This is a genomic window from Sporosarcina koreensis, assembly GCF_001531445.1.
Taxonomy (GTDB): Bacteria; Bacillota; Bacilli; order Bacillales_A; family Planococcaceae; genus Sporosarcina; species Sporosarcina koreensis_C.
Window position 1 is genome coordinate 51,248 of sequence record NZ_LQYA01000047.1, and the last position, 12,981, is coordinate 64,228.

Annotated in this window: 12 protein-coding genes; all 12 read left to right on the forward strand. The window is 44.5% G+C overall.

Annotation, left to right across the window (positions count from 1 at the left end):
* Positions 1-271: 271 nt before the first annotated feature.
* Positions 272-868: a hypothetical protein gene (locus tag AWV70_RS07135; RefSeq protein WP_082713508.1), complete on the forward strand. Its 597-nt coding sequence runs from the start codon at positions 272-274 to the stop codon at positions 866-868.
* A gap of 81 nt (positions 869-949) precedes the next feature.
* The gene (locus tag AWV70_RS07140; protein WP_060205602.1) at positions 950-2,146 is read left to right on the forward strand and encodes a class I SAM-dependent rRNA methyltransferase; all 1,197 of its coding nucleotides are present in this window, start codon (positions 950-952) and stop codon (positions 2,144-2,146) included.
* Between the two features lie 30 nt (positions 2,147-2,176).
* A complete protein-coding gene (locus tag AWV70_RS07145) occupies positions 2,177-2,695 on the forward strand; it encodes a hypothetical protein (protein WP_060205604.1) in 519 nt (172 codons plus the stop codon).
* A 149-nt stretch (positions 2,696-2,844) separates the two neighbouring features.
* The gene (locus tag AWV70_RS07150; RefSeq protein WP_060205911.1) at positions 2,845-3,465 is read left to right on the forward strand and encodes a LysE/ArgO family amino acid transporter; all 621 of its coding nucleotides are present in this window, start codon (positions 2,845-2,847) and stop codon (positions 3,463-3,465) included.
* A 465-nt stretch (positions 3,466-3,930) separates the two neighbouring features.
* Complete coding sequence (locus AWV70_RS07155; RefSeq protein WP_235588567.1) at positions 3,931-5,229, forward strand: ABC transporter substrate-binding protein; 1,299 nt, start codon at positions 3,931-3,933, stop codon at positions 5,227-5,229.
* Between the two features lie 72 nt (positions 5,230-5,301).
* A complete protein-coding gene (locus AWV70_RS07160) occupies positions 5,302-6,111 on the forward strand; it encodes an HAD family hydrolase (RefSeq protein WP_349675584.1) in 810 nt (269 codons plus the stop codon).
* A 21-nt stretch (positions 6,112-6,132) separates the two neighbouring features.
* Positions 6,133-7,224, forward strand: a complete 1,092-nt coding sequence (locus AWV70_RS07165) for an ABC transporter ATP-binding protein (protein WP_060205607.1) — start codon at positions 6,133-6,135, stop codon at positions 7,222-7,224.
* Position 7,225: 1 nt separating this feature from the next.
* Positions 7,226-8,161, forward strand: coding sequence for a carbohydrate ABC transporter permease (locus tag AWV70_RS07170; RefSeq protein WP_060205609.1), 936 nt, complete (start codon positions 7,226-7,228; stop codon positions 8,159-8,161).
* 13 nt (positions 8,162-8,174) lie between these two features.
* Positions 8,175-8,999 carry a carbohydrate ABC transporter permease gene (locus AWV70_RS07175; protein ID WP_060205611.1) on the forward strand — a complete coding sequence of 275 codons (825 nt, stop codon included), beginning with the start codon at positions 8,175-8,177 and terminating at the stop codon, positions 8,997-8,999.
* Positions 9,000-9,044: 45 nt separating this feature from the next.
* Positions 9,045-10,010 carry a glycosyltransferase family 2 protein gene (locus AWV70_RS07180; RefSeq protein ID WP_060205613.1) on the forward strand — a complete coding sequence of 322 codons (966 nt, stop codon included), beginning with the start codon at positions 9,045-9,047 and terminating at the stop codon, positions 10,008-10,010.
* Positions 10,000-10,368, forward strand: a complete 369-nt coding sequence (locus AWV70_RS07185) for a GtrA family protein (RefSeq protein ID WP_060205615.1) — start codon at positions 10,000-10,002, stop codon at positions 10,366-10,368. Before AWV70_RS07180 ends, AWV70_RS07185 begins: the two co-directional genes overlap by 11 nt.
* Entirely contained in the window at positions 10,365-12,965 is a 2,601-nt protein-coding gene (locus AWV70_RS07190; RefSeq protein WP_060205616.1) for a YfhO family protein, read from the forward strand. Before AWV70_RS07185 ends, AWV70_RS07190 begins: the two co-directional genes overlap by 4 nt.
* Positions 12,966-12,981: the final 16 nt, after the last annotated feature.

A 12,981-nucleotide genomic window follows, 5' to 3' on the forward strand; every position in this document is an offset into this window, starting at 1 on the left:
GTAGTATAATAGGAAAACCATCGATAGATGAACGATCGTTACTTCCCTGACATCTAGTGCCCACCGCTTTCAGGGGGATTGAAAAATCTTCGGAAAGTGAAACTCTACGTATAGTTAAAACGTATAATACATATATAGAAAATGCTTGAACTGTCCACACCCCGTATCTTGACTACAACTTAGGGCTTAGAAGGTTTCCACCTGTAGACGGTTTAGGTTCCCAAAAAAATTGTACATACTTGTAGAGAGAGATGAGTTAGGGGTTGGAATAATGGGAAAAACAATCTATATCGTACTTACTGACACGGGAACATTGTTGTCAAAGGCGATTGGCATGTATACGCGCAAGGATCTGAATCATGCATCCATCGCATTCGACGAGCAATTGACCGAAATTTATAGTTTCGGTCGAAAGCAGCAATACAATCCGTTCATAGGTGGATTTGTACGTGAAAATGTTGCGGAAGGCATTTTTCAGGAGGCCGATTGCGCTGTGTATCGTTGCGAAGTTTCCGCGGAGGCATATAAGCGGATCCGTCAGAAAATCGTCCAGTTCGAGTTGAATCAAAGTAATTATAAATATAATTTTATCGGTTTGTTTGGCGTGGCGCTGAATAGAGAGATTCGACGGGAAAGGGCTTTTTTCTGTTCACAATTTGTCGCGACGGTCATGCAGGAGAGCGAGACGCATCGACTGCTAACGCGGCCTTGCCTGACAATGCCGCATCATCTGGCGTATTTGCCGCATATGGAAATGGTGTATGAAGGCAACTTGAAGTCGTATTTGAATAAGGTAAGAGGGCCGCAAACGGAACGTCCACTTCGTATGGGACTTTTGAAAAGTCTGGCGTTTCGTCTGCTTGCCTAATGTGGAAGCTTCTCCGTTACGAGAAGCTTTTTTCATGTCTTCATGCGATAATGAAAAAAATGATGGGAAAAGGATGACACGATGACGAAAACAATTGATGTACAACTGAATGCGCAAAGTATAGCGGCTTTTAAAAAGGGCTACCCATTGATTTTGAAAGATGCAGTGATGAATTCGGAAATATTGAAAGAAGAGGGAACAATCATCCGCCTGGTCGATAAATATCGTAAATTTATTGCAAAAGGCTATTATGGTAATCAAAACAAAGGGATCGGATGGGTTTTGACGAGGGACGACAACGAAGCAATCGATTTTGTATTTTTTGAATCAAAGATTGCTGCAGCTATTTCGAGACGGGAGTCTTTCTTCGATGATAACGAGACGACAGCATTCCGCGTCTTCAATGGAGAAGGCGATGGCGTCGGCGGGTTGACGATCGATTATTTTGATGGCTATTACATGGTGAGCTGGTATAGCGAAGGGATTTATTCCTTGAAGCATCATGTGTATGGCGTGCTGGACAAGCTTGTGGACTACAAAGCGGTCTATGAGAAAAAACGGTTTGATACGAAAGGCCAATACATCGAGCAGGATGATTTCGTGAAGGGAACTCCTGGCGATTTCCCAATTATCGTGAAGGAAAACGGCATGAGCTTCGCCGTCGATTTGAATGACGGCGCCATGACGGGGATTTTCCTTGATCAACGCGATGTCCGTAAAGCGTTGCGGGACAAGTATTCAGAAGGCAAGCATGTGCTGAATACATTCTCGTATACAGGTGCGTTTTCGGTTGCCGCGGCTCTTGGCGGTGCACGGGAAACGACGAGTGTCGATTTGGCGAAGCGCAGTTTGCCGAAGACGATCGAACAGTTCAGTGTGAACGGGATTGACTACGAAGCACAGGACATCAAAGTGATGGACGTGTTCGATTATTTCCGTTATGCAAAACGCCATGAATTGAAATTCGACGTGGTTGTATTAGATCCACCAAGCTTCGCACGTTCGAAGAAATATACATTCAGCACAGCGAAGGACTACCCGGCGCTACTGATGGATGCGATTGCCATTACTGAAAAGAACGGCATTATCATTGCATCGACGAATAATGCAAGCTTCAGCATGAAGAAATTCAAGACGTTCATCGAGAAAGGATTTGCGGATGCCGGATCGCGCTATAAGATTCTGGAGGAATCTTCATTGCCGAAGGATTTCCGCACAAACCGGGACTTCCCGGAATTCAATTACTTGAAAGTCGTCATTTTGCAGAAGTTGAAGTAAATTGGAAGCGATCTCCGTAGGGAATCATTTATGATACAAGTGAAGACATTTATTTTAGATCCCAAAATTCAATATCCCGGAATAGTAGGCCAAGAGCTTCTCGAGAACTTTTTCATTGATATTGAAGAGCCGTCTAGGGAGACTGAGCTAAGAGATATTTTTTCAGGCGGAGGAAATATATATGCCTGCATTCTAATCACTCAAGATGATAAGGTTATTCTAAACGATGAGGTCTTGGAACGTGTCCCTTTGTATTGGATCATTTGGGCTGATCTTTTAGAGGATTACCTAGCAATGGAAGACGGAAATGATGTCGTTTCTATAGAACCGTACTTTTCACTTGAGAAAAAAGCGAATGATACAATTCTTTTAATCTATAGTGGGGGAGTATTTTCTTTCCATCTCCCGGAGAAAGAATTTCTACTTTCCGTTTTACAAGGCGGTATGAATTTCTTCAGAAAATATCAAGGGTTAAATCCGGGTGCAATTATTGATCATGCGGCGGAAGAAAAAATTAACAGACTGATACCATTAGCGAAGAATCTATAAATAAATTCTTTTTAAAACGTACGAAATGAGAAGCCATCTCCGCATTAGGAGATGGTTTTTTTCGGCTGTAGCGTACAACATTTCTCATTGCAATTAGTATGAGAAAGCCTTTCAATAGATAGAAAGAGAAAAAAGGGGGAGAGCCGATGATGATTGAGGCAGTTCTACATGGCGTTATTCTGGCAATTGGACTTATTTTGCCGCTAGGCGCTCAAAATGTATTTGTGTTCAATCAAGGGGCATTGCAGCCAAAATTGGTAAGAGCACTTCCCGTTGTAGTGACCGCAGGCGTTTGCGACACGATTCTAATTGTGGCGGCTGTTTCGGGTGTTTCTTTGCTTATCTTAACTTTCAATTGGTTGGAAACCATTATGTTGGCCGTCGGTATTCTGTTTTTATTGTATATAGGAATCTCTTTATGGCGGAGTATCCCTTCGTCAATGGAGGCCGAAACAGAATGGTTTTCTTCGAAAAAACAAATCTTGTTTGCTGCGTCGGTTTCTTTACTGAACCCCCATGCAATCATTGATACGATTGGCGTCATCGGGTCGAATGCATTAAGTTATTCGGGAGAGATCCGTGTCGCGTTCACGTTGACGACGATCCTCATTTCTTGGTGTTGGTTTTTCGGGCTTGCTCTTGCAGGAAGGTTGCTTGGCAAGATGGATACGAGCGGGAAAGTCATTGGCATGTTGAATAAAATCTCCGCCGTTGTCGTATGGGCGGTCGCCATCTATATGGCAATCCGGCAACTCGGCAAGTTTTTTTGAAAATATCTATCGAATCGATGGAATTATCTATTAAATCCGGGAAGTTATCTATCGAATCCCGCAAGTTATCTATTGAATCTGCAGTTTTATCTATTGAATAATGAGAAATATTACCGAAAAAGGACTTTGTAACTAATGAATAAAGAATCGTTTTTGTTGTTGCCTGTGTAAGTGCATTTATGAAAATTTAATAAAATGTATAATAATTCAACTATAAAGCCGACGAAACTTACTATCGTTGGCTTTTTCGTATTCATTTATACAATAGTGGTGCATAGTCGGAATAGTGTCATGCACAGGTACCTTAATAATTCTTTACATTAAGAATATTTCTGCTTAACAATCACCGCGTAGAATATGAGCTGTAAGAAATCGGAGGAGAAAAGGAGGCAAAGGGCATTTCATACCCGGGTTTATCAATCAATGAGGCTACTAAACTATCAATTGCTAACTGGAGGAGACAAGTTGAAAAACATTGGACGGTTCATCACATTGCTCGTTTTAGTTTTAGTATTAAGCGCATGCGGAGACAACCAGGAAGGTACAGGCAGCAAAGATAACAAAGCTTCAGCGGATAGTGGCAGGACGGAAATTACGTATTGGTATGCATTCGGGGATAAGATCGGGGAAAACAATGAGAATTTAGTTAAAATGTTTAACGATTCACAAGATAAAATTTTGGTGAAAGCGGAATTCCAAGGCGGATATGGCGACCTTCATTCCAAAACGCAAGCGGCTTTTGCAGCGAAAAATGCACCGGAAGTTACGTTGAATGAAATCGCATCGATGGGTGTATTCGCACGTTCGGGTATGACGGAAAACTTGACACCGTTCATTGAAAACGACAGTGACGTTAATTTGGAGGACTTCAATCCTGGCCTGATGGGCAACTCGTATGTGGACGGCAACATCTACGGGCTTCCGTATTTGCGGAGCACGCCAATCCTCTACATGAACGCTTCTATGTTGAAGGAAGCGGGTCTTGACCCGGCAGGCCCGAAAAACTGGAAGGAATTTGAGGAATATTTACGGGCATTGACAGTTGATGGACAGAGTGTCGGCATGAGCATGCCTGTAGGAATTTGGTATTTTGAGGCATTCGTTGGAGCGGGCGGCGAGGATATGTTAGCATCCGACGATTCTGAAGTGACATTCAATGGAACAGCTGGGGTAGAAGCGCTGGAATTTTGGAAACGCCTTGCAGAAGAAGGCATCTTGAAAATCCATGCTGGTGATGAAGCCGCTGCACAAGCAACACAGGACTTTGCAAACGGCCGATCTGCAATGATGTTTACATCCACTGCAAACCTGACGCAGAACTTGGCGATTGCAGAGGAGAACGGATTTGAACTGAACACGGCATTCATGCCATCAAATAAAACGAGCGGTGTACCGACGGGCGGTGCAAACCTTGTCATGACGGCTGGGCTGTCGCCTGAAAAACAGCAAGCCGCTTGGGAATTCATCAAATGGATGACAGCGAAAGAACAGACAATCTATGCGAGTAAATACACAGGCTATTTGCCAAGCCGACTGTCCGCAATTGATTCGGAAGAGATGCAAAGCTTGTATGAGGAAATTCCTCAATACAAAGTGGCTGTCGACCAATTGCAATATGGAAAAGCTCGCCCGATGGCGGAAGCCTATCCGGAAATTTCGACGATATTGGCAGATGAAATTACGAGAAGCTTATTGGAGCCGGATCTGTCACCAAAAGACGCGCTGGATAAAGCAGCTGAATTGGCGAACCCCCTCTTACAATAATCCGATTCGGGAAGATGGGCAATCGGGCTCCCTCTTCCTGTTTTCGTAAAGGAGACGATCACATTGAACTGGATGACGAAAGTGAAAGTGGCGATTTTCGATATGGACGGGACGTTGTATCAGGACGATGCTTTTTTAGGACGGTACGTAACGTATTTATTAGATGGAGTAATGGATGAAGAGGAAATAGCAATAGCCGTATCTGAAGCCTACGATATTTTAGACGGCAGTCATACTGTAAAGCTTGGCCATTTCTTTGATCGGGAACAACATATCTTCTATGAGCATGACCAATTCCTGCCAACGAACTGTTACTCCTGGGAAGGCAAGAAGCATGAAAATCCATTGGAGGAAAATGCCTCGCTTTTGTTTATCGGAGATCCGTGGGGAGTCGCCAATCAATGCGCCGAAAAATATGGCATTCCTCGTGAAAGCAGAGCGGAAGCATTTGAAAAAGTACGTTATGAAATGATTGAAGATCCATTTAAAATCAGACTCCATGCGCCTCTATTCGATAGCATCACCGCACTTGGAATAAAGAAAAAAATATTTATGACAAATACACCGGGGGATACCGGCCCTGCTTTCGTTACGTATTTGAATATCGGATCGGTATTTGATGATTATGTGTTTGACGCGAAAAAGCCGCTCGGAATGGAAACGATCGTGAAAGGTCTATTGAAAGAAGGATACGAACCGGACGAAATACTTTCCATCGGGGATAATCCATACAATGACTTGGCGCCGGTACGGAAACTGGGAGGACGGACTTGCCTCATTTCACCGTACACACATTTTGGAATGCAAGAGTGGGATCACACTGTCAAAACTGTGGAAGAGTTAGCGGATTTCTTGCACCAATCATCCGTTGTAAAGCTATAAAGCGAAAAGGAGATGAACGGAATGGCTGAAATCAGATTAGTGAACATCGTGAAAAAGTTCGATGAGGATACAGTGGTAAACAATTTGAATCTTACAATCGAGGACGGCTCATTCACTGTCATCGTTGGTCCCTCGGGCTGTGGGAAATCGACGACGCTTCGGATGATTGCCGGGTTGGAAACACCGACGAGCGGTGAAATATGGATTGGCGATGAATGCGTGACGAATATGGAGCCAGGCAAGCGGAATATCGCAATGGTGTTCCAAAACTATGCCCTTTATCCGACGATGACGGTGCGGAAAAATATCGAATTCGGCCTTGTGAATAAAAAAGTGCAGAAAGCGGAGCGTGATTCTTTAATTCAGGAAATCAGCGATATCGTCGGTTTGACGGATCATTTGGATAAGAAGCCACATCAATTGTCGGGTGGGCAAAGGCAACGGGTCGCATTGGCGAGGGCAATGGTGAAAAAGCCGAAAGTCTTCATCTTGGATGAACCACTTTCCAATTTGGACGCTAAACTGAGAGGGCAGATGAGACGTGAACTGATTCAGTTGCATAAGCGTTTGGGCACGACGTTCGTCTACGTAACCCATGATCAAGTCGAGGCAATGTCGATGGGGGATCAAATCATCCTTCTCGATAAAGGCGTTACGCAACAAATGGATTCTCCTATGAATATGTACCATGATCCGAATAATGTATTCACCGCTGAATTCATCGGCACCCCACCTATGAATATTCTCGAACGCGGACATTTGAATGCCGTTTTACCGACGTTATTTGAAGATGTGAAATATGTCGGGTTCAAGCCGGAGCATGCGGAAATCATTGCTGGCTCGGAAGAAAGACAAGATCATGTCGTTTTGAAAAGTGAGATATTGACGACGGAAACATTAGGCGCGGAAACAATTTACACAGTGTCGAACGCTGCTGGCATGATGAATGTCAAAAGATTCGACACGCCAATCGAGGAGACGAATGATGTGCAAATCGCCATTCCATACGAAAAGCTGTATTTCTTCGACGGACAGGAAGAACGGATCCGTTTCATCGAAATAGACAGAACGGCTCCACAACAACCGAAGCCGGTACTTGTTGGAGGCGTCTAAGATGACATTGGCAAATAGTAACGAGACGTTACATCGTAAACGCGAGCAATCAGCGCTTTCTGCTTTAAACTGGGTGGCGGTCAGGCCTTACATGATGATTTTTCCAGCAATCATCGTGTTTACGCTTTTCTTCCTTTATCCGATCGGCTATATGATTTATTTAAGTTTCCATGATTGGAACTTCGTCAGCCCGGATAAGGACTACGTCGGATTTTCCAATTTTACTGCCTTGCTGCAAGACGCGAAATTCCAGCAAGTGTTGCGAAATACCTTCATGTATTCGTTCGCGACGGTGTCATTGACGATCAGCATCTCTTTGTTATTGGCCCTTTGGTTGAATAAAAAAGGGGCGATGTACGGATTTGTACAAGGGGCGATCTTCAGTCCGCATATCATTTCTCTCGTATCGATCTCAATGCTTTGGATGTGGATTATGGATACGGATTACGGGCTGTTGAATTGGTTTTTGAATCTATTTGGCATCTCCAACATCCCTTGGCTGACAGACCCGAAAACGTCGTTGCTGTCGCTCATCATCGTGGCGGTTTGGAAAGGAATCGGCTATTACACGCTTATATTCATCGCAGGTTTGCAAAGCATTCCGAAAGACATTTACGAAGCGGCAGCGCTTGACGACACGAGCAAGGTACGGACCTTTTTCAAATTAACGTTGCCGATGCTGTCGCCGACATTGTTCTTCTTGACCATTATTGGCTTGATCGGCTCATTCCAAGTGTTCGAAACGATTTCGATCATGACGAAAGGCGGACCGATAAATTCGACGAATACGATCGTTTATTACATTTATGAAAACGGCTTCCGTTTCTTTAAAATCGGCTACGCTTCGACAGCGGGTGTCATATTGCTGTTAGTCGTAGGTGTATTCACAATCATTTATTTCAAACTGCTGTCACGGAAAGTCCATTACCAATCATGAAAGGTAGGAAGACATGAAGAGAAATCCGATTTGGATGGTCGTCAATGGAATCGGCTTGGTACTACTCATTTGCATTTTTGCGCTGCCGTTCGTCTGGATGATCTCCACCTCCTTTAAAACGTTAGGAGAAACGATGACCTTCCCGCCGAAATGGATTCCGAACCAATTGTTGTGGGAGAACTTTTCAAAAGCATGGAATTCAGGACCGTTTCTTAAGTATTTGATGAATAGCACGATCGTCTCCGTCGGCATTCTCATTTTACAATTTGCAACGATCATTCCCGCGGCATACGCATTTGCACGCTATCGATTCAAAGGGAGCAATTTTTTCTTCGGAGTCACTATGATTACGCTGATGATTCCAACACAACTCATATTTCTTCCGGTCTATTTGCAGATGAGTTCATGGGGACTTTTGGATACGCTGTGGGCTTTAATATTGCCGTTTGCGTCAAGTGCGTTCGGAATTTTCCTGTTACGCCAGTCGTTCAAGCAAGTTCCGGAAGAGTTGTTGGAAGCCGCTCGGTTAGATCAGGCCAGTGAATGGAAGATTATTATGAAAATCATGGTGCCGATGGCGAAGCCTGTCCTCATTACGTTCGGAATGTTCAGCTTCATCGCGCATTGGAATGATTATTTCTGGCCGCTCGTTATGACGACGACCGATGCTTCTCGCACGCTACCACTTGGAATTACAAAGCTGCGCGAAGTGGATGGCGGTGTTGCTTGGAATATCTTGATGGCGGGGAACCTCATATTGGTCATCCCAATCCTATTTATTTTCTTTTTTGCCCAAAGGCAGATTATTCGAGCGTTTATTTATACGGGTGTGAAATAAAAAAACAGCTTAGATCTAGTGAATTCCATGAAAGCGGGTGAGCAAATGGAACAGTTGATGATTTCGTTTGTCATCCCTTCCTACAATGAGGCGGGGAATATTGCTAACGTGATGAAGGCAATTAAAGATGAAATGGTGCAGCAGCAAATGGCCTATGAAGTGCTGTTCGTCGATGACGGCAGCACGGACGGGACAATGATTGAAATAAGGGATATCCAATATATGCACCCGGAAGCTGAATATGTTTCATTCACACGGAATTTTGGAAAAGAGGCTGCAATCATAGCTGGACTGCAGCATGCAAAAGGGCATGCAGTCATTTTAATGGATGCTGATTTACAGCATCCTCCCGCGTTAATATCCGAGCTATTGAAAGGCTTTGAAGAGGGCTATGATCAAGTGATCGCGAAGCGCAACCGGAAAGGGGATTCCCGTCTACGTTCGCTGCTATCGAGCACTTATTACCGCTTTGTCAATAAAGCGATTGACGTTCAATTGAATGATGGGGAAGGTGATTTCCGGTTGCTGAGCAGGAGGGCAGTGGACTCGCTTTTATTGCTTAGCGAAGGCAATCGTTTTTCAAAAGGGCTGTATGCTTGGATTGGATTGGAACAGAAGACGATTACTTATGAAAATGTCGCGCGCGAACATGGGGAGACGAAATGGTCTTTTTCGAAGCTGTTGAACTATGCAATCGACGGAATTGTTTCTTTTAACACGAAACCGTTGCGTCTTTGTATGTACATCGGCTTAGCGACATTGACTGCGGCATTTGTTTATATTTTCGTCACTCTTGTCGGCATTTTTCTGCACGGGGTGGCGGTGCCCGGGTATTTCACGACGATTTCCGCTGTCCTTTTCTTAGGTGGGGTGCAATTGCTGTCACTCGGAATCATCGGTGAATACATCGGAAGGATCTACAATGAAACGAAAAAGCGCCCGCATTATTTAGTCAAGCAGACGAGCATCGAATTGAAAAGGGAAGGAAAGGCGACCATTCATGGCTCGTGAGTTCAATTTGTTTTTCATCGTAGGCGTCGTAAATACGGGCATTTACTACGGCCTCTATTTGGGCGGATTGCACGCATTGCATCTGCAATATGTGATTGCCCATTTTGCCGCAGTCGTCATAAGCATGGCGGTCTCCTTTTTGTTAAATAGCTACTTCACATTCGGTGTGAAGCCGACATGGAAAAAGTTCTTCCTGTTTCCGGTCACCCAATTGGTGAATATCGGCGTGACATTCATTGTCCTCTATGTTTTAGTCGAGTGGCTGCGCATGAATAGCAGTATCGCACCGCTCGCCGCCATGGTCGTGACCGTACCGATAACGTTCATTGTCACAGGGAGGGTGCTAAAAGCTGCATGAATAGACAAAGGACATATCAATGGATCGTTATATGGGGAGCTAGCCTAGTCATCGCGGTCTTGAGCCATTTTTTCTTTTTGACGGAATTTTTCAAAGGACGTTATATGACAGGGTTGAACGACGGTCTGTCCCAAATGATCCCGTTCAAGTATTTTCTTTATAATTTGTACACGAGCGGAGAGTTTTTCTACTCGGAAAGCTTTGGGCTGGGCGGCGGCGTTTTCTCACAGCTTGGTTATTATTTTTCGACGTCGCTCGTATTTGTCGTCACCGTGCTCGTAACGTTCTTACTTGAGAAAATCGGAGTCATTTCGACCCCAGACCTGTTTTACTGGGCAAATACGCTCATTGTCATTAGCATTTTGCGGATGACGTGCATTATTGCACTCACTACATATTATTTTAAAACAATCCGTTTCCAAGGAGTTCCGGCATTTCTAGGGGCGGTCCTTTACGGAACGAGTGTCATTTATTTTAGACATGTTACCTATTGGGAATTCTTTGCCGATGCAATGCTGTTCTTTCCATTGTTGCTGATCGGCGTAGAAAAAATTATGCGAAATGGGAAGAGCGCCATATTCATCGGGGCAGTTGCACTGAATATGATCGACAATTTCTATTTCGCGTATGTGAATTTTTTGCTCGCATTTTTGTACATCCTTTTCCGTTGGCTATTCCCGCTTTTCATTGAAGAGACAGAGAAGGGGAAGCAGTTAAAGCTGTTTCTCGTCGGAGGCATTGCCGGGGCGGGAATCAGCGCTCCGTTTTTCATACCGTCTGTTTACGGGTATTTGAACAATTACAGACCGGCATACGAGGATGCCATTCCACTCGTCGGGGCGGTTGATAACTTGCTGCTTCACGGAAGGATTGTCATCCTGCCTGCTTTCGTATTACTTTGCCTGTTGATGACTCCACTTTATAAAAACCGTGCATTCCGGTTTTTTGCTAGCAGTACAATTGTGTCATGCATCCTGCATTATAGCCCTTTTGTTGGCAGTATGTTCAACGGCTTTTCCGCGCCGCAATACCGATGGGAGCATTATCTTTCTCTTGCAGCAGGAGGTACGGCGGCAGCGGCGCTTCAACAGTTGCGCACGTTACGGTTGAAAGATATCATCTTCCCTGCAATCGTTGCAACGGGACTATATATATTGTTTTACACGTTCGATCCGAAACTTAAAATCCGAATATACGAGTCCTATTTGATTATTTGCGCGGGAATCACGATTGCAATGTTCTTTGTTTTCATTTGGAATAAAAAGCGGTGGGCGACATGGGTCATTATTTCATTTCTTTTATTCACAACAGTGCTCACAGCGAATATGTTCCAAGAAGAGAAGCTGACGTATCGGGACAATGGGAAAAATAAAGGGCCTGCATATGGCATCACCCGGGAGTATATGGAGAGTGAGCAGTACTACGGTGTGGATCAGCGGGCTTTAATCCGGAAAGTGCAAGCAACTGAAAAAAATCCCCTCGCCAGGTTTGACTGGATGATTGAAACGAGGAACAATACGCCGATTGTCCAGGATTTCAATGGAATGAGTGTGTATTCGAGCATTTTAAACAAACATCTATTGTTCTTTTATTTGCACGACCTCCACATCGATATGAGGCGGGAGAGTGTCAGCAGATATGGCTCTCTCGGCGATCGAGCGAATCTATATAGCATTTTGAATGGAGGCTATGCGATTCGGAAGGACGGAGGAGATCCGGTTCCGTTTGGGTTTACTGAAATTGCGAGGGAAGGCAAGTACCAGGCGTATAGAAATGATTACCTCCTTCCATTCGCCCGGACGACTTCGACTCTATATTCCGAAGAAAATCTTGAAAATGCACCCGCGCTCGTAAAAGAGCATGCGATGCTGAAAGGAATCATTTTGCCTGACATCGAAGGGGAGGAAATTCCTGAGCTAGAGAATAACGTTAACGAAGTCACGTTTGAACCTGTGAATGCAACGTATGAGGATGGGATGTTGCATGTGGCGGATGGAGAGGGGGGGCTCGACGTCGTCATGGGGGAAATGGATTTGAAGGAGGACAGTTTCCTGTCGTTCTTCATTAAGCGGAAAACAAACGACAAGGATTTCACGTTGAAAGTGAACGGGTTCACAACCGAACGGAAGGATAATGATTCCATTTACCGGACGAATGTCAACGATTTGACGATCAGAGTACCGTCCGAGGAACGGATTGCCATCCGGGTGCCGATAGGGAAGTATGACCTGCGCGATTTCTCATTGTATACGGAAGACTATTCATTGCTGAAAGCAGTGAAAGAACAAAGCGACCGAGAAGCCCCTATCGAAGTGGAATGGAGCGGCAGCAAGGCGAAAATCGAATTGGACAATCAAAAAGGGGATTCTCATATCGTCCTCCCGATTCCATTTGAAAAAGGGTGGACTGCGAAACGGAACGGGGAGAAAACACCAATCCTACAGGCGAATTACGCCTTTACGGGCATCGAACTCCAGAGCGGGAAGAACGAAATCGTATTGACCTATTACCCACCTTATTTCTGGCCAGCAGTTGGGATCAGCCTCTTGTCGATCTTGTTTTCCGTTTATTGGAGTAGGAGAAGCAGAAAAGTATGAGGTTGTGCTAATGAAG